General features: G+C 52.2%; 18 protein-coding genes and 1 tRNA gene. 11 read left to right on the top strand and 8 right to left on the bottom strand.

Translation table 11 applies throughout. From position 1 onward, the window contains the following. Positions 1-15: 15 nt before the first annotated feature. From trpB to ACESNI_RS00325, 4 genes are read left to right on the top strand one after another with little or no spacing between them, the layout of a single operon-like run. Positions 16-1,227 (top strand): tryptophan synthase subunit beta, encoded by a 1,212-nt coding sequence (gene trpB / locus ACESNI_RS00340; RefSeq protein WP_373083813.1) that lies wholly within the window; start codon positions 16-18, stop codon positions 1,225-1,227. Continuing rightward, on the top strand, positions 1,227-2,039 hold the full coding sequence (gene trpA / locus ACESNI_RS00335) for a tryptophan synthase subunit alpha (protein ID WP_373083883.1): 813 nt from the start codon (positions 1,227-1,229) through the stop codon (positions 2,037-2,039). The genes trpB and trpA overlap by 1 nt, the downstream gene beginning before the upstream one ends. 16 nt (positions 2,040-2,055) lie before the next feature. Then, the gene (gene accD / locus ACESNI_RS00330) at positions 2,056-3,021 is read left to right on the top strand and encodes an acetyl-CoA carboxylase, carboxyltransferase subunit beta (protein WP_373083811.1); all 966 of its coding nucleotides are present in this window, start codon (positions 2,056-2,058) and stop codon (positions 3,019-3,021) included. Then, positions 2,993-4,336, top strand: coding sequence for a folylpolyglutamate synthase/dihydrofolate synthase family protein (locus ACESNI_RS00325; protein ID WP_373083809.1), 1,344 nt, complete (start codon positions 2,993-2,995; stop codon positions 4,334-4,336). Before accD ends, ACESNI_RS00325 begins: the two co-directional genes overlap by 29 nt. 9 nt (positions 4,337-4,345) lie before the next feature. On the opposite strand, the gene ACESNI_RS00320 is transcribed toward ACESNI_RS00325, so the two are convergent. After that, positions 4,346-5,035 carry a response regulator transcription factor gene (locus ACESNI_RS00320; RefSeq protein WP_373083807.1) on the bottom strand — a complete coding sequence of 230 codons (690 nt, stop codon included), beginning with the start codon at positions 5,033-5,035 and terminating at the stop codon, positions 4,346-4,348. A 281-nt stretch (positions 5,036-5,316) separates the two neighbouring features. Between ACESNI_RS00320 and ACESNI_RS00315 the strand changes: the two genes are divergently transcribed. Beyond that, complete coding sequence (locus tag ACESNI_RS00315; protein ID WP_373083804.1) at positions 5,317-6,534, top strand: FAD-dependent monooxygenase; 1,218 nt, start codon at positions 5,317-5,319, stop codon at positions 6,532-6,534. Between the two features lie 6 nt (positions 6,535-6,540). Here the strand turns inward: ACESNI_RS00315 and ACESNI_RS00310 are convergent, their stop codons facing one another. The 5 genes from ACESNI_RS00310 to ACESNI_RS00290 all read right to left on the bottom strand — a co-directional run bounded on the left by ACESNI_RS00310 (position 6,541) and on the right by ACESNI_RS00290 (position 9,370). Then, positions 6,541-6,924 (bottom strand): gamma-butyrobetaine hydroxylase-like domain-containing protein, encoded by a 384-nt coding sequence (locus ACESNI_RS00310; RefSeq protein WP_373083802.1) that lies wholly within the window; start codon positions 6,922-6,924, stop codon positions 6,541-6,543. Further along, entirely contained in the window at positions 6,921-7,124 is a 204-nt protein-coding gene (locus ACESNI_RS00305) for a Trm112 family protein (protein ID WP_373083800.1), read from the bottom strand. The genes ACESNI_RS00310 and ACESNI_RS00305 overlap by 4 nt, the downstream gene beginning before the upstream one ends. Before the next feature lie 28 nt (positions 7,125-7,152). Next, positions 7,153-7,812: an LON peptidase substrate-binding domain-containing protein gene (locus tag ACESNI_RS00300; protein WP_373083798.1), complete on the bottom strand. Its 660-nt coding sequence runs from the start codon at positions 7,810-7,812 to the stop codon at positions 7,153-7,155. Next, positions 7,809-8,714 carry a thioredoxin gene (gene trxA / locus ACESNI_RS00295; RefSeq protein ID WP_373083796.1) on the bottom strand — a complete coding sequence of 302 codons (906 nt, stop codon included), beginning with the start codon at positions 8,712-8,714 and terminating at the stop codon, positions 7,809-7,811. Before trxA ends, ACESNI_RS00300 begins: the two co-directional genes overlap by 4 nt. A gap of 155 nt (positions 8,715-8,869) precedes the next feature. Beyond that, positions 8,870-9,370 carry a prolyl-tRNA synthetase associated domain-containing protein gene (locus tag ACESNI_RS00290; protein ID WP_373083794.1) on the bottom strand — a complete coding sequence of 167 codons (501 nt, stop codon included), beginning with the start codon at positions 9,368-9,370 and terminating at the stop codon, positions 8,870-8,872. A gap of 156 nt (positions 9,371-9,526) precedes the next feature. Here ACESNI_RS00290 and ACESNI_RS00285 point away from each other — a divergent pair. From ACESNI_RS00285 to arfB, 3 genes are all read left to right on the top strand, one after another. Then, positions 9,527-9,601: transfer RNA gene (locus ACESNI_RS00285), tRNA-Gly, on the top strand. A 533-nt stretch (positions 9,602-10,134) separates the two neighbouring features. Next, on the top strand, positions 10,135-11,034 hold the full coding sequence (locus ACESNI_RS00280; protein WP_373083792.1) for a TauD/TfdA dioxygenase family protein: 900 nt from the start codon (positions 10,135-10,137) through the stop codon (positions 11,032-11,034). Positions 11,035-11,396: 362 nt separating this feature from the next. Then, positions 11,397-11,816, top strand: a complete 420-nt coding sequence (gene arfB / locus ACESNI_RS00275; RefSeq protein WP_373083790.1) for an alternative ribosome rescue aminoacyl-tRNA hydrolase ArfB — start codon at positions 11,397-11,399, stop codon at positions 11,814-11,816. On the opposite strand, the gene ACESNI_RS00270 is transcribed toward arfB, so the two are convergent. Further along, a complete protein-coding gene (locus ACESNI_RS00270; protein WP_373083788.1) occupies positions 11,813-12,262 on the bottom strand; it encodes a hypothetical protein in 450 nt (149 codons plus the stop codon). The genes arfB and ACESNI_RS00270 overlap by 4 nt on opposite strands. A gap of 467 nt (positions 12,263-12,729) precedes the next feature. Between ACESNI_RS00270 and ACESNI_RS00265 the strand changes: the two genes are divergently transcribed. Next, on the top strand, positions 12,730-12,939 hold the full coding sequence (locus tag ACESNI_RS00265; RefSeq protein ID WP_373083786.1) for a cold-shock protein: 210 nt from the start codon (positions 12,730-12,732) through the stop codon (positions 12,937-12,939). 50 nt (positions 12,940-12,989) lie between these two features. Here the strand turns inward: ACESNI_RS00265 and ACESNI_RS00260 are convergent, their stop codons facing one another. Further along, complete coding sequence (locus tag ACESNI_RS00260) at positions 12,990-14,300, bottom strand: alpha/beta hydrolase family protein (RefSeq protein WP_373083784.1); 1,311 nt, start codon at positions 14,298-14,300, stop codon at positions 12,990-12,992. Between the two features lie 369 nt (positions 14,301-14,669). Between ACESNI_RS00260 and urtA the strand changes: the two genes are divergently transcribed. After that, on the top strand, positions 14,670-15,956 hold the full coding sequence (gene urtA / locus ACESNI_RS00255; protein ID WP_373083782.1) for an urea ABC transporter substrate-binding protein: 1,287 nt from the start codon (positions 14,670-14,672) through the stop codon (positions 15,954-15,956). Between the two features lie 78 nt (positions 15,957-16,034). Then, the gene (gene urtB / locus ACESNI_RS00250) at positions 16,035-17,672 is read left to right on the top strand and encodes an urea ABC transporter permease subunit UrtB (protein ID WP_373083779.1); all 1,638 of its coding nucleotides are present in this window, start codon (positions 16,035-16,037) and stop codon (positions 17,670-17,672) included. Positions 17,673-17,715: the final 43 nt, after the last annotated feature.

The following is a 17,715-nucleotide window of genomic DNA, read 5'->3' as shown; positions in this document are numbered from 1 at the left end:
GAGGCGAAATTCACTATGACGAAACTGAATACCTACCGGTCCGGCCCTGATGAGACCGGTCATTTCGGAATATTTGGCGGCCGCTTTGTCGCAGAAACGCTGATGCCGCTCATCCTTGAACTTGATGCTGCCTATCAGGCGTCGAAACACGATCCTGAGTTTGCGTCTGAGCTTGCCGGATTACTCAAGCATTATGTCGGGCGGGAATCCCCCCTTTATTTTGCCGAACGGCTGACTGAGCATTATGGCGGCGCAAAGATTTACCTTAAACGGGAAGATCTCAATCACACCGGTGCCCATAAGATCAATAACTGCATGGGACAGATCCTGCTCGCGCGGCGCATGGGGAAGAAACGGATTATTGCCGAGACCGGGGCTGGACAGCATGGCGTGGCGACCGCCACCGTTGCCGCCCGGTTTGGCCTTGATTGCGTAATTTACATGGGTGAGACGGATATTGAGCGGCAAAAGCCCAATGTTTTTCGGATGAAGCTTCTGGGTGCTGAGGTCATTCCGGTCAAGTCCGGTGCGCGCACCTTAAAGGACGCCATGAATGAGGCGCTGCGCGACTGGGTGACCAATGTCGAAGATACTTTCTATATTATTGGAACGGTCGCAGGCCCGCATCCCTACCCCCAGCTCGTGCGTGATTTTCAGAAGATTATTGGCGAGGAAACCCGCCGTCAGATGCTGGCAGCGGAAGGACGGCTTCCCGATACCCTGCTCGCCTGCATCGGCGGAGGCTCCAACGCCCTGGGTCTGTTCCATCCCTTCCTGGATGATGAGACTGTTGACATTATCGGGGTCGAGGCGGCGGGCCACGGAATTGATACGAACAAGCATGCAGCGTCACTAAATGGCGGACGACCGGGCATCCTTCACGGCAATCGCACCTATTTACTCCAGAATGACGATGGCCAGATTACCGAAGCGCATTCCATTTCCGCCGGACTGGACTATCCGGGGATCGGGCCGGAACATGCCTGGCTCAATGATGTTGGCCGGGTCAAATATGTGAACGCAACCGATGACGAGGCCTTGGCGGCGTTCCAGCTCTGCTGCAAGTTGGAGGGAATTATTCCTGCGCTCGAATCTGCTCATGCACTCGCTTATCTGGAAAAGCTTGCGCCGGGCTTGCCGAAAGATCATCTGATCGTCGTCAATCTGTCCGGGCGCGGCGACAAGGACATTTTTACCGTTGCACAGGCCCTGGGAGTTGAGTTGTGATCGAAACCCGTATCGACCGGCGTTTTGCCGCGCTGAAGGCGGAGGGACGTGCTGCCTTTGTCACTTATGTCATGGCGGGGGATCCTGGGTACAAGGCTTCGCTCGATATCCTCAAGGGCCTGCCCGCCGCAGGGGCAGATATTATCGAGGTCGGACTGCCATTTACAGACCCGATGGCGGACGGTCCTGCAATCCAGCAGGCGGGCCTCAGGGCGCTTGCCGCCGGCGCTACGCTTAAATCTACATTAAGGCTGATCTCGGAATTTCGCGAGGGCGATGCAGAAACACCGGTTGTGCTGATGGGCTATTATAACCCCATCTATTCCTATGGCGTGGATCGTTTTCTGGTGGATGCGAATGCGGCCGGGGTAGATGGGTTGATCGTTGTTGATTTGCCATCCGAAGAGGATAGTGAGCTATGCCTGCCGGCGCTTGCCGCCGGGATTAACTTTATTCGTCTGGCAACTCCCACAACCGACGCAGCTCGCCTGCCCAAGGTTCTCGCCAATTCATCGGGTTTCCTCTATTATGTTTCGATTGCCGGAACAACGGGCGCCGCGGCGCCAAAACCGGAAGATGTGGCAAAGGCATTGATCCGCATTCGCAAAACTACTGATTTGCCGATTGCCGTCGGATTCGGACTGCGAAATGGGTCGCAAGCTGCTGAAATTGCCAAGATTGCCGAGGGGGCGGTCGTCGGTACCGCGCTCGTCGAGCAGGTGGCGCTTGGATGCGATGACAATGATGCGGTAAAACGAGTACTTACCCTCGTTGCGGAGATTTCGGATGGTATCCGGAGCGTGCGTAAGTAGTAACAGGACGTAGATTATGAACTGGTTAACAAACAAGGTGTTGCCGAAATTCCGGCAACTGACAGCAAAACAGGAACTGCCTGACAATCTTTGGGTTAAATGCCCAAGCTGCGGACAGATGCTGTTTCATAATGATCTGCAAGCCAACCAGAATGTCTGTACGCAGTGTGATCATCATTTACGCATCAGTCCGGCGGAACGGTTCGAGGCGCTGTTTGACGATGCCAAATATGACCTGATTGAACTCCCCGAAGTGCCCGTCGATCCACTTAAGTTCCGGGATTCAAAGCGCTATACGGAGCGGTTGAAGGAAGCGCGGCAGAAGACTGGCGATAAGGATGCGATGAAAGTCGCCCATGGCAAGCTTGGAGGAATTCCCGCCGTCATTGCTGTGCAGAATTTTGAATTTATGGGCGGGTCTCTCGGTCTTGCGGTGGGGGAGGCAATCATTGCCGCCTCTAAACTGGCCATCTTGCAAAAGGCACCATTAATTCTTTTTACCGCGGCAGGGGGCGCACGCATGCAGGAGGGGATATTGTCCCTGATGCAAATGCCGCGCACCACGGTCGCCATCCAGCGTTTGAAAGAAAACCGCTTGCCGTTTATTGTGGTTCTGACGGACCCGACCACCGGTGGCGTTACGGCGTCCTATGCGATGCTGGGCGATGTCCAGATTTCAGAGCCTGGAGCGCTGATCTGCTTCGCCGGACCCCGGGTGATTGAGGAAACCATCCGCGAAACCCTGCCTGAAGGGTTTCAGCGCGCCGAGTTCCTGCTGGAGCACGGCATGCTTGATATGGTGGTGCATCGTCGGGATATGCGCGATCAACTGTCCCGGCTTGTCAACCTGCTCAGTCAAAAGGTTAAACTCCCGGCATCCGCCGTCAAGAAAGTGACTGAGAAAAAGCCCGCGGTAAAAGCTCCCGAAACAAAGGCTGACAGCAAAGCCGACGGTGACGGCAAATCCCCGTCTGCTGAATAGCCGGTCCGGAAACATGACCGCCGATACCAGCGATCAGGTGCTCACGCGACTGATGACGCTGCATCCCAAAATCATCGATTTATCGCTCGCTCGCATGGAGCAGGTGCTAGCCAAGCTTGATCATCCCGAGAAGCGGCTGCCGCCGGTTCTACATGTTGCAGGAACGAATGGAAAGGGCTCCCTGATCGCGCATTTGCGGGCGATGCTGGAGGCGGCGGGATACCGGGTCCATGTCTATACCTCCCCACATCTGGTAAGGTTTGCCGAGCGAATTCGCGTTGCCGGGACAATCATTGACGAAAAGGATCTGGCGGAGTTGCTGGCCTTCTGTGAACAGGCCAACGGCCCGACCCCGATCACCTATTTCGAGATCACCACCGCAGCTGCCTTTAAGGCCTTTGCTGAGACGCCGGCGGATATCCTGCTGCTGGAAACAGGGCTTGGCGGGCGCCTTGACGCCACGAATATGGTCGAACGACCGATATTAACGGCAATCACCCCGATTTCCATGGACCATGCGGAATATCTCGGGAACGAACTTGCCGGAATTGCCGGTGAGAAAGCGGGAATAATGAAAGCGGGCGTGCCGGTGGTCATCGGTCGGCAAACAAGCGAGGCATTGGCGGTTCTGCGAGCGACTGCCGCGCGGCTGAAGGCAGCCACTTATATCTTTGATGAGGATTGGTCGTGCAGGGGGACGGGGGATGGCTGGCGTTTTCGCGGGCGAACGGGCGAGCAGGCCTTTCCAATGTCGTCGCTCGCGGGAATGCACCAAATAGACAACGCGGCCACCGCCGTCGCCTGCCTCGAACAGCTGCGCGCCTTTAATGTTACGCCGGATCATATAGCGGAGGGGTTGCGACGGGTTGAATGGCCCGCGCGCCTGCAGCGGCTGACAACAGGTAAGCTGGCCTCGCTATTGCCCGCCAATGTCGAAATCTGGCTGGATGGTGGCCATAACCCCGCTGCGGCCGAACAGATAGCGAAGAGTTTTAGGGATTGGAACCGGAGGGACCCGAAGCCGACCTACTTGATCACCGGGATGCTCAACACCAAGGACCGGGGCGCATTTTTTAGAGAGCTCGCAGAGACGATTACCAAGGGCTGCTGCATTGCTATCGCGGGGGAGGCGGCCACAACCCCGGCCGATGAACTTGCGAAATTTGCGATCGATGCCGGGCTTGACGTGTCAGGCCAGACGTCACTTGGGGCCGCGGTGATGGCCCTGATGCCGGATCTTGAACAGGGCGGGTGCCGATTGCTGATTGCGGGGAGCCTCTATCTTGCGGGACAGGTGCTGCGTGAAAATGGCTAGGACAAGCAGTCAGGGGGCCAGCCGGTAACCGCCGGTTTCCGTGACCAGAATGGTTGCTTCGGAAGGCTCTTTCTCAATTTTCTGGCGCAGCCGGTAAATATGGGTTTCAAGGGTATGGGTGGTGACTCCGGCGTTGTAACCCCATACCTCATTCAACAGGATGTCGCGGGAGACCACCTTCTTGCCCGCCCGGTACAGATATTTCAGGATAGACGTTTCCTTTTCGGTCAGCCTTACCTTCTGGCTGGTTTCCTTATGCACCATCAATTTGCCGGCCGGGCGAAAACTATAGGGGCCGATGTTCAATACGGCATCCTCGCTTTGCTCGTGCTGGCGAAGCTGGGCGCGGATACGGGCGAGCAGAACGCCAATGCGAAATGGTTTGGCAACATAATCATTAGCCCCGGATTCGAGGCCGAGGATCTGGTCGCTATCACTATCCTGTGCTGTCAGCATGATGATCGGTGCTTTGACTCCGGCCTTGCGAATAAGTTTGCATGTCTCGCGGCCATCCATATCCGGGAGTCCGACATCCAGAAGGATCAGGTCAAAATGGCAGGCCTTGATTTTCTGAAGTCCCTCTGATGCGGTCTGTGCCTGATGCGTCACAAATTCTTCATGCAGGTCAAGCTGCTCCGCCAGTGTTTCGCGAAGGCTGCTGTCATCGTCGATCAGAAGGATTTTTTTCCCGCCCATCATAATTCCCGTCCTCTATATTATTCTGTTATAAGAGACTTTTTAAATCCCTATAGCTTAAAAATTGGTCGCATAATGCCGTATTCAAGGGCTGGCGCCCGCATCCCTATCTAATTTTCACAGAGAAGTGAAGCCGTGTTTCTCTCTGATCACGAAGCTGTTATCGTGATTTTGACGCAATATGTTGAAATAATGAGGCGTTTAGGCGCTATAGCCATTGTCTTGCGGCTTTTACCCTGTAATCATGGCTGACTGCAAAACGGCAGGGACAGGTTCTGACGGAAATGACAAAAAATAACACCAATATCGATATTCTGGTCATTGGCGGCGGGCTTAACGGCTTGCCATTTGCCATTGCGGCAGCCTCGGCGGGACTTGAGGTTGTGGTGCTGGAGCGTGCGGCACCAGAGGATTTTCTTAGCGCCGATTTCGACGGTCGGGTTTCCGCCATTGCCCATGCTTCGCGCAATTTGCTTCGCAGCACTGGTATTTGGGACCATGTCGAGGCGACACAGCCCATGCTTGATATTCGGATCACCGACGGACCGTCAAAATGCTTTCTGCATTATGACCATCGGCAGCTTGGCGACGAGCCGTTCGGACATATGGTTGAGAATCGGCATTTGCGACAGGCCATGGCGAAAAGGGCCACGGAGATTCCAACGCTGCAAATGCGGGCGCCTGTGGAATATTCCACGATTGAGCGCACTCCGGACGGGGTTACTGCGACCTTGTCGACGGGCGACGAAATATCGGCGCGGCTGCTGGTGGCGGCGGATGGTCGAAATTCGCCCTTGCGAAAACAGGCCGGGATTAAAATTGTGGGCTGGTCCTATGATCAGGCCGGTATTGTGTGCACGGTGGCGCATGAAATTCCCCATCACGGGGTGGCGCAGGAACGATTTTTGAAACCTGGTCCTTTTGCCATTCTGCCGATGACGGGGAACCGCTCCTCCCTCGTCTGGACGGAGCAAACCGAAAGGGCAAAGGTTATTATGGCCCTGCCAGAGGCAGAATTCGCTGAGGAAATGGCAAAGCGTTTTGGGGATTACCTTGGTAAGCTCACTGTTGTCGGGCCGCGCTGGAGCTATCCGCTGTCCCTGCATCAATCAGAGCGATATGTGGACCAGCGTCTGGCCCTCATTGGGGACGCCGCCCATGGGATGCACCCGATTGCTGGACAGGGCCTCAATCTCGGTCTGCGCGATGTCGCGGCCCTTGCGGAGGTGGTGATCGATGCGGCCCGTCTCGGTCAGGACATTGGCGGCGATATGGTGTTGGAGGATTATCAGCGCTGGCGGCGCTTTGACAGTATTACTCTGTTGGTAATCACCGACGGCCTCAACCGCCTTTTCACCAACGAGATTCCGCCCGTTCGGTTGGCCCGGGATATCGGACTCGCGGCGGTTAATAAAATGCCGAAACTTAAAGGGTTTTTTATGGAACATGCGCGCGGTACCGTTGGCAAGCTGCCGCGGCTTCTGCAAGGCAAGGCGCTTTAGTGGAATTTAGGGGTCGCGGCTCAGGCCCTGCGTTGCCAGATTTTCAATATAGCTGGTCCAGATAGTCTCCTGTTTCAGGCCAAGCTCATAAAGATAGGCCCAGGAAAACAGTCCGGTATCATGCAAATCGTCGAAACTGATGCGGATGGCGTAGTTGCCCACGGGTTCGAGCTCCATAATCCCGACATGACGGCGCCCGGCAACAAGCTGCTTCTGGCTTGCGCCATGGCCCTGCACCTCGGCGGAAGGGCTTTCGACCCTGAGAAGCTCGGCCGGGAACTGGAATTCATGGCCGTCGTCATAGGAGACCAGCAGCTTCTTATCGTCCTTTTTCAGGCGAATTTCAACCGGTTTCGGCCGTCCTGCCTGATCATAGATCTCACCTGTCATCCGTTTTTGGCCTCGTCGAGCTCACGGGCTTCATCGACCAACATGATGGGGATTCCGTTGCGAATTGGATAGGCGAGGCCAGCTGCCTTGCTTACCAGCTCGTTTCTATCGCGATCATAGCTCAATGTCTCCTTGGTAAGTGGGCAGACAAGAATTTCCAGGAGTTTTGGGTCAACAGCAGGGAACTTGTTATCGGTCATGGCGGGTATCTTCCGGATGTAACAAAATTTATTGCACTGTTCGGTGGGTTTGTATCTGTTGTAGCATCATTTGAAGCAAACTGATCAGTAAACTCGATCTTGCAAATACATCTGGTGCCTCCAGCAGCGCCTGTTTCTCGGCCGGTGAAAATGGGCACAGCATGGCGAGGGAATTGACCAGGCTATCGTCTTCAAGCCGGTTGAGGGCTTGCCAGTCACTCGCGCCGTCTTCAAATTCAAGGAAGTGGTACAGCGCCTCATGCAGGGCATCCCGATCGATTCGTCGGTCTTGCACGGGTGTCAAGTCATGGCGGAAGATGGCATAATCAGCCTTAACCTGACGATACTGGGTGGCGACGTCAAGCTCTTCATGTATTTCAAAGCGGCAGACCCCTTCCAACGTGATTCTCAGCATGCCGTTCGGCAGGTCCCCGAGCTCACATATTTTACCTGCGCACCCAATGCGGTATATCTCCGGTTCAAGCGAATTGGACTGTGGATCTCTCGGTTGTACCATCCCGATCAAACGGTGTGTCGCCATAGCATCATGGACCATGGCAAGATAGCGCGGCTCGAAAATATTGAGCGGTAATTGCCCGGTCGCTAGCAACAAGGCGCCGGTCAGAGGAAAAATCGGCAAAACGGCGGGAAGTTCTTCTAGGCCCGTCATGGCGCCTGTATCGGTCATGCGAATAAAATCGAGGAGAGTTGTCGCCGGAAGCTTTTAGTCAATGGATCAGCAGGACCCATGACCTCAAAGAGTTTGAGAAGTTCGTGACGCCCGGCAGCTTCGTTCCAGTCGCGATCTCGGCGAATAATTTCGAGTAACTCGGCGCCCCCGGCTTCGTTATTTCCACGTCCAACCAAGGCCTGGGCCAGTTCCAGACGTGCGCCAAGGTCGTCCGGGTTTTCATCCACCTTCTGCTGCAGAGGCTCAATGTCACCGGCATTGGCCGCATTTTCAGCAAGGGATATGGCCGCCAGCGCCGCGGAAACGGCAGTCGACTTCACCGGGTTTTCGGGCATTGAACTCATCAGGCTTTTGGCGGCGTCGAGCTCGCCCAGCTTGACATAGACCCGCGCCAGTTGAGCCGTCGCATCGACGTGACCGGGTTCAAGCTCCAGAAGCTCGGCAAAGGCGGTGAGGGCCGCCTCAGTATCACCCTTATCCAGCGCCTCACTCCCGGTGGCATAGGCGGCTTCGATGGGAGAGGGGCCGATAGGTCCGGCGTGCTTTTCAACGAATTCCTTGATTTTGCTTTCTGGCAGCGCACCCATGAAGCCGTCGACCGGCCGACCATCCTTGAAGGCGAACACCGCGGGAATTGACTGAACCTGAAGGCTCTGCGCAATTTGAGGATTTTTATCAATGTCAATCTTGACCAGTTCAACCGCCCCCTTGGCATCGTTGACAACTTTTTCGATCATCGGCGTCAATTGTTTGCACGGACCGCACCACGGTGCCCAAAGGTCAACGAGAATGAGCTTTTCCTGACTTGCGTCGATCACGTCCTGCATGAAAGTTTCGCTGGTGCCGTCCTTGACCCAGTTTTTCTGTTTCGCTGCGCCGTCAGTGATTAATGTTTCCATAAGACTAATGTACCAAATTCTGTAATATATTCAAAGACGGCCCGATGCCATAAGTTTGGCCAAGGGCATAGCATCTAAAACCGAGTTTGTTAAGGGCCTTATGGATGATCTAGGCCTGTGCGGCGGACAGTCAAGCCCCCTGGAAGCGGGCGCTTCTATTCTGTCGTGTCCAGGTCGATTATCTTTGGTACATGACCGCAGTCCGCGATGAATTTTTCAAGGTCCGCTGAGGAAATTTGTGTCGTCATTCGGTTCGTGAGCGGATGGAAGTTAAGCAGTGCTTCGCTCATCATTCGCTTCTCCAGAATGACGCAAACCCTATGCTCCGTATCATTGATGAGAGAAAACGGGGTAACGGAACCGGGTTCGACGCCAAGAATCTCAATCAATAGCTCGGCCTTGCCGAAACTGAGGTTTTTTGCGCCAATCATCTTACGAAAGGCCTTCAAATCAACTTTGGTATCTTCGAGGCAGACAATAAGATAAAGCTCTCCCGTTTTGTCTTTCAGAAAGAGGTTCTTGCTATGACCTCCCTCAAGGTTTCGGGACAGGCTCTGCGCTTCTTCAACCGTGAAAACAGGGTCATGATGGTGGGTTTCATGGCTGATTCCCAAGGTATTCAGCCGGGCAAATAAATCTTCAGCAGTCTTTGGCATTCCGGTTCCCTATCTTATCTGATGGCACTCGAAAATAACCACCGGGCCGCTTGCGGCAAATAAAGAATTGGAAAATGCCTGTTTTTTTTAAAACACGCTTGCATTCAGGCCCTATTTACTTATTATCCCGCCTCGCAACGGAAGTTGCACGCTCGAGCGGGCGTAGCTCAGGGGTAGAGCATAACCTTGCCAAGGTTAGGGTCGTGAGTTCGAATCTCATCGCCCGCTCCATTTTCAAAAAAGACCCTGCCGGAAACGGCGGGGCTTTTTTGTGACTTCCTGCTTTTTTCTTAGAGAATCCAAGTAGTTTCTGTACACATTTTAAGGCTTCGTACACACTCTCTTGGCAAAGTGGACATAGCAAGTTGCCACAGAAAGTAGCTCTACCCCTGAGCTACGCCCTTCAGACATCGCCTTTGGCCTGATAAAACCCGGGTATAGTTATCCTAACTTTTTCTGTCTTCATTTATAGATGTGAATATGCTGATTACCCTGTGTTTCCCGTAAATATCTATGGGCCTAGATAACAGGTGTGCAAAGGAGAGGATTTTCGATTCATCGTCGCCGCTAAGGAGCGAAAATGAGACAAATACTTGAGACTCGACAGTCAGTGTTAAAATGCTTTGGTCGAATTTTGGAAAGGATATAACACCTCAAAATAATATAGCCAATTTAGTTCGTTCGATGTTAAATTGAATGCACAGGCGCCGTTGACGAGGGGCGGGAATAATCAAAAATAAAATTAAGCTTGGAAGGAAATAACAATGAGCGACCTTACTTTACGCAAGATTTCACCGGTGATTGGTTGTGAAGTAACAGGGATTGATCTTAGCGGTTCATTGAGCGAACAACAGGCATCAACCCTACGTCAGGCATTGGAAGAACACTGTGTTCTATTCTTTCCAGGGCAAGCGCTAGAACCAGATAAACAAGTCGAATTTGCGAAATTGTTTGGTTATGTTCCCGAAGTTCCAGAAGCAATGCTCAAAGTGCATAAGGCTCATGCATGTGTTTCGGTTCTTGAAAATGATGCAGATCATCCGCCGACCGTCAATAATTGGCATTCAGATCGTTCGTTTGCGGCTGAACCGGATTTCGCGTCTATGATACAAGCAGTTTCGACCCCGGAGATTGGCGGCGATACAATATGGTGTAATATGTACGCCTTGTATGAAGGTCTTTCCGATCGTATGCAAAACCATTTGGAGGGTTTGACGGCTGTACATGATTTTATGAAATTATATGAGCGGCCTGCTAAAAAAGCTCTCTGGGAAGGTAATAAAAGGGATGCAATGATTGCACAGCAACAACATTTCCCTCCTGTCTCCCATCCAATGGTATGGACCAACCCGAAAACCGGTCGTAAGGCGCTGTTTGTCAATGAATCGTTTACGCGTCACATAGACGGAATGTCGGAAAGTGAAAGTAGAAACATTCTGGGACATTTGTTTGAACAAGCCAAAACGCCAGAATATCAAATTCGATACAAGTTAAAAAATGGTGATGCGGCCATGTGGGACAATCGAAGTACCGTGCATTATGCGGTTGCTGACTACTATCCGAACCATCGTCTTATGCAGCGCGTAACTATGCAAATCAAACGTCAAGCCTTATTCGAAACAAACCTCGAACCTGAATCTGCTGCGGCTGGGAATAGAGAATGAAATCATCTTGAGGGTCGATGAAACGTCAATATCGCTTTGGCAGTGAGATGCGGCAGTGATACTTTCCAGATGGTTGTTTTCTGATTGAAGGCACGATTTCCTCAATGTTTAAAAGAGGAGAAAGAAATTTAAAGTCATCTTTCTAAGGACTGCTTGCCAAGGTTAGAGCCGTGAATTTGAATCTTATCGCCCGCTATATTTCTAAAAGCACCCTGCTGAAAACGGCGGGGCTTTTTTTTATTTTGTGTCATCAATTCGGACAGACATCACTTGATCCTTTGCTAAGAATATGGGGGTAAAATAGAAGATGTAGAGCCTGATTGCTTGCTAAAAGCCTGAATTTTATGTTTAACGGGAAGATCATGATCAGGATCACCGCAAATATTAGTCTGGATCGCGATGAAATAGAGGAGAGCTTTATTCGCGCGTCGGGGCCAGGCGGCCAGAATGTTAATAAGGTGGAAACAGCGGTTCAAATTCGCTTCGATGCCAGAAGTAGTCCCAATCTGCCGACCGCCGTCTTTGCACGGCTCGAGAAAATTGCCGGACAGAGAATGACAAAAGAGGGGGTGATTGTGCTCACCGCGAGCGAGCATCGGAGCCAGGACCGAAATCGCAAGGCGGCGGTTGAACGGCTCGCCGCCTTGATACGGGAGGCGGCAACGGTGCCTAAATACCGACGGCCAACAAAGCCCAGCTATTCATCAAAACTCCGTCGACTTGAAAAAAAGCAGCAACGCGGCAATATCAAAAAAACACGGGGGAAAGTTCAGCCTGACTAATATTCATTGCTATTGGCGAGCAGCGTATTTGTAAGCTTCGACATAACAAATTCTTCCGCCGTTCCGGCATTATCCGTCGAGATCAGGTCACATTTGAGATTATTCATTGCGGCGCTGCGTTGCGCAAGTTTGACAATGAAGGCGAAGGATTCGTCATAGGTGATCGTGGCGCCCGTAAACACCCTTATTCCTCCATCAAGCAATAATTTATCCAGATAGTCGAGATCGGAATAGGTCACTGTATTTTCGAAGTTATGGCTATTATCAAGAATGCAGAAATAGGAACTGGAGGGATTTAGGTCTAATGTGGTCTTATATACATCAATGCGTTCCTCAAGTCCGACCTTGCCAAGAATTCTCAGGCGGTGCAGAACCTCCGTACCGTACCTGAAGGTTTCAAATTCGAAATTTGAAACAGTGCCGGATTTTATTTTCTTGCCTTTCATTATCGCTCCATTTGGCACGTGACCTATCGTGCCTTACGATTCGATTAGATAACATTAGGGATCGAATCATTCTCGAATCTAGGGTTTTTTGACTCCACTGCAATACCGGCGGAGGAAAAAAATGACTAATTTCCACTTTCGCTCTGCCATACAAGGAGGGGGTTTGCAAGCATTCTGGGCAAGGAACAATGAGCCCGCGAACCGTTATAATCCGACATTTATTGTTGTTCTTCGCGATTAAAAGACCGTTCCGGGCGGTATCCTCGTTTTCAAACAACTTCCAATGGACCGTTGACTTCTTTGAAATACTGTCTAGATAGTGCCCTACGTGTTACATTCGTTTTGACTTGCCTAAATAGTCGCCTCGCCGATTAGCTTAGTTATCCCGGACAATGTGATCGTTAACTTGACCGTATTTTCACATGGTGTGGAGAACGGACTCACGTTGCTATAAGAGGAATAAAACTATGGCTACTGGTACTGTAAAATGGTTCAACCCTACAAAGGGTTTTGGATTTATTGAACCCGACGACGGGTCAAACGATGCTTTCGTTCATATTTCAGCTGTCGAACGCGCTGGCTTGAATACTTTGAACGAAGGCCAGAAGGTCTCCTTCGAGCTTGAAGCTGGCAAAAACGGCAAGTCTTCTGCGGAAAATCTTTCCGTAATCAAGTAATTGAATTGTAACGCCGCCTTTTGCATTCGTAAAAGGCGGCGTTCTTCTATCTAATTCGCGTTTGTCCGGTGTTCCAGCTTGAGTCCCTTCGCGGTCCGGTTCGCAAACCCCTTCCAATATGTGTTTTCCGGTTTGGCGGTTCCGTCCTTGTTAACCGCGTAAACCCCGTCATTGGAATTTTCTACCAGGTCAAGATAGCTTTGCATCGTGCCATCTGACTTTAAATATTTCCCGAAATAGGCCGTTATAAAATGCTGTGTAATGTTATTCATGCGCAGCGTATCCCAGACCGCATCCGCATAATGCTCGAACGGAATGAAATCCAGGTTGCTTACGGGCTTCCATGATTCATCCGGTGCCGGGATTGGGGCTGCGGCATTATGATTGGCATTCATGAAGGTAAGCAAATAGCGATCGGTATTGACCGCATTTTCAAAAATGGCGCGCGTGCCTTTTTCATATCCGGCGACATCATCGACACTTCCCGCCATAAACAACATCGGCACATGAACCCCGGCGAGGCCTTTAGCGTCCCAAAAGCCAGTATTCATACCCCAGGGGGCGATGGCGACAATGGCTCGAAAACGGTTGTCCATCAGCTCTTTGAGCTCCTCACTGCCGGCCATCATGCGCCTGAGCGTCCCTTCTGGCGCTCCCCAGCTAAATTTGGTGCTGGCTTCCGTCACTCCGCCACCGGCAGTAATGACTGAGCCATAAGCACCCATGGAATAGCCAATCAGGCCGGTGTTTGAGGCGTCAACGAGCCTGTTAAGGAAACTGTCCGGATCCTTGCTGAGCCGGTCCATTTCATTGAGGACGAAATTCTGATCCAGCGGCCGGTTGACGAGCGTGCTGCCGAAGGCAGCCTTGTCATGATACATGCTGTCGGTATGGTCAATGGCTACGGTGACATAGCCTTTGGTGGCGAGGTTTTCTCCAAGATGGCTAAGCAGGAAGCGGTTTCCCGGATATCCATGTGAAATAATCACCAGCGGATAGGGTTTGGCCACTGTTGCCGGTTTTGCATCGCGTACTGCCTGCCCATACAGTGTTACTTTTGTTTTGCCATCACGAAGGTAGACATTTTCATAGGAGCCACCCCGTTTTGCTCCATCGGACGGATACCAGATTTCTACAGTCAGCGGTCTGTCATATTTGGGCAGAGGCTTTCCCGCCTCAACATTTAAGATATCGACCTGATCTTTATTGATAAGGTTGAGCGTGCGCACGCCGATAGCATTATCGCCGGGCGCTGCGAGTTCCGGTGCATCGGGCCGCTGACCATCAACTCGATTTCCTGACGCAAAGGCATTTGAAATTGTCAACACTCCCACAACTATGATTGAAAATAACGTCTTCATATTTCCTCCCTTTCGGAACGATTTAGCGTTCCCTTCGCTGTTTAGGTGATCTTCCCACGCTATCGCGAGTATTTCCAGTATTTAAATCCACCCGAAACAGCGCTTCGAAAAGAGTTTTTGCACAAAAAATATACAATAAATGCCAAAATAGGATGAGGGGTGAGGCGAACGCTTAAAAAATAAGCAATTGCTCTAATTGTGGCGCGTATGCGGCATAACCGTTGTGAAAAGAAAACCGACCTTCAGATTAAATATAACAACAATACCAGTTAGTTATCCGATTTTAACTGCGGCTTCGGGAGTCTGGCACGGCCTTTGCTATCATTGCTGCATTGCAACAACAACAAAATGCTTATGGAGGCAACGGCAATGTTAGGACTACGCAGAGTAGCAGGAATTTTTACAGGCGCGGCCATGTTGGCGACAAGTGCCTTCGGTCTGGGAACGGCCCAGGCAGCGGATGATGTGATCAAGGTGGGTGTATTACATTCCCTGTCGGGCACGATGGCAATCTCTGAAACCACATTGAAGGACGCAGTCTTGATGATGGTGGACGATCTCAATAAAAGTGGCGGTTTGTTAGGCAAGAAGGTGGAGGCTGTCGTGGTCGATCCGGCCTCCAACTGGCCGTTGTTCGCCGAAAAAGCCCGTGAGTTGATAGAAGTTGATAAAGTGGATGTTGTTTTTGGGTGCTGGACGTCGGTTTCACGAAAGTCCGTTCTGCCGGTATTCGAAGAGCTGAATAGCATGCTTTTCTATCCGGTCCAGTATGAAGGTGAGGAAAGCTCTCGCAACGTCTTTTATACCGGTGCGGCGCCGAACCAGCAGGCAATCCCAGCCGTCGAATATCTGATGAGTGAAGAAGGCGGCAACGTCAAACGTTGGGTTCTTGCTGGTACGGACTATGTCTATCCGCGGACGACGAATAAAATTCTCGAGGCGTTCCTGAAATCAAAAGGCGTCGCAGAAGAAGACATCATGATCAATTATACGCCGTTTGGTCATTCCGATTGGCAAACGATTGTTTCGGATATCAAGAAATTTGGCTCTGAAGGCAAGAAGACCGCGGTTGTTTCCACTATCAATGGCGATGCCAATGTTCCGTTCTACAAGGAACTTGCCAATCAGGGTATTCAGGCATCCGACATCCCGGTTGTTGCCTTTTCTGTCGGTGAAGAAGAACTCACCGGTCTGGATACGGCTCCGCTGGTCGGCCATCTTGCCGCCTGGAACTATTTCATGAGCGTCGATACCGAAGAGAATGCGGCCTTCATTAAAAAATGGCATGCCTTTATCGGCGACGACAAGCGCGTGACCAACGATCCGATGGAAGCGACCTATATCGGCTTCAAAATGTGGACCCATGCGGTTGAGCAGGCCGGTACCACGGATGTCGATGCGGTGCGTCAGGCGATGTACGGCCAGAAAGTCAAGAACCTGACCGGCGGGGTGGCGGTTATGAACACCAATCACCATCTGTCAAAACCGGTTCTCATCGGTGAAATTCAGGACGATGGCCAGCTTGAAACCGTCTGGAAAACTGACGGTGTTGTCAAGGGCGATGCCTGGAGCGATTTCATTCCCGAGAGTGCCAAGCTTACCGCCGACTGGACATATCCTTATGTCTGTGGCGGCTGTGAAAAGCCGATGTACTAAATCCGGTTAAATAGCGGGGTCGGCCGGATTGCCGACCCCAGTTCCGTTTTCTTTTCACTGAATGTCCGGTAAACCCCCATGCGGATAACGATAAAAGCCATACTGGCAGCCCTGCTTTTCCTTGTTACGCTCTCGCCGGTTGCTCAGGCGGATATGGCGGATGAGGCCAAGGGATTGCTTGCTAAAAGCTACGGCGACAAAATCGCGGCTGTCGAGGCGCTTGCGGCTACGGGCGATGATCACGCCGCCACCCTGTTGCAGGCCCTGCTCGCTGGTGATCTCTATGTTCAGAAAAGCAGTGATACGCTGGTCGTCACTCAAAAAGCCGCCGGTGGATACCGGATTACGAACGTCCTGACAGACGAGGATCTCGGTGAGGTCGAAACAGATACACTGTCAAAAATCCGTATTAACAACAATATGCGGGGGCTGATCAAAGGCTTGCTTGGCAGTCTGACCTTGAAGAGTAAGGTCCCGGCACATCGGCTGAAAGCGGCCAACGCAATCTTCACGAGCCGGCCGGAGGGAATGGAGACAGCGGTCGCAACCGCCCTTTCCGATGAGGCCGACCCCGAAGTGAAAACCGCCTTGGCGCGCGCCCTTGCCGCCCTCAACCTGACCCATGGCGAGACCCCGGAGGTTCGCGCGGACGCGCTTCTGGTTTTACAGGAACTCCACGATCCGGAAGTAAAGGGACTGCTCAGTCGGGAAGCGCGAAAACTGGTGGCGCTTGAAAATCCGTCAGCGGAAAATCTGCAACTGGCCGCGGATATTCAAACCGCCCTCGCCAGGATCGATGAAAAACTCGCCTTTCTGGCGGTTATCGAGAATATTTTTCAGGGAATTTCCCTGGGCTCCGTGTTGCTGCTCGCGGCGATCGGCCTTGCTATCACTTTCGGTGTTATGGGCGTCATCAATATGGCGCACGGTGAAATGGTGATGATCGGCGCCTACACAACCTACGTCGTTCAGATGCTGTTTAAATCCATGGCGCCCGCCTATCTGGATTATTCAATTATTGCCGCCGTTCCCTCCGCCTTTGTCATTGCCGGGCTCTGCGGTATCGGGATCGAAAAGACAATAATCCGATTTCTCTATGGTCGCCCGCTTGAAACATTGCTTGCGACCTGGGGACTCAGCCTGGTTCTGCAGCAATTGGTACGGACGATTTTCGGTCCCACCAATAAAGAAGTCATTTCGCCCGGCTGGCTCAGCGGCGCATGGGAAGTCACAGGCGGACTGTCTTTGACCTATAACCGGATCGCCATCATCCTGTTTGCGATTGCCATTTTGATCATGTTGATGCTGGTGCTGCGCAAAACGGCCTTTGGGTTGGAAATGCGTGCCGTGACCCAGAACCGGCGGATGGCGGCATCCATGGGCATTCGCACCGGCTGGGTGGATGCCATGACATTCGGTCTCGGTTCCGGCGTTGCCGGAATGGCCGGAGTCGCCCTCAGCCAGATTGATAATGTCAGCCCCAATCTTGGCCAGGCCTATATTATCGACAGCTTCATGGTCGTCGTCTTTGGCGGTGTCGGCAATCTGTGGGGCACATTGGTCGGGGCGCTCAGCCTCGGCATTACCAACAAATTCCTGGAACCCTATACCGGCGCAGTGCTCGCGAAGATATTGGTTCTGATCGTTATCATCCTGTTTATTCAAAAGCGCCCTAGAGGCCTGTTCGCGCTCAAGGGCCGGGCGGTGGAGAATTAAAATGGAGATGATGAATTACAAGCGTAAAGGTCCGTTCGTTTCC

This window comes from Sneathiella sp., from assembly GCF_041689005.1.
Taxonomy (GTDB): domain Bacteria; phylum Pseudomonadota; class Alphaproteobacteria; order Sneathiellales; family Sneathiellaceae; genus Sneathiella.
The sequence above is the reverse complement of the archived record's forward strand: the minus strand, read 5'-3'. Positions and strand labels throughout refer to the sequence as shown.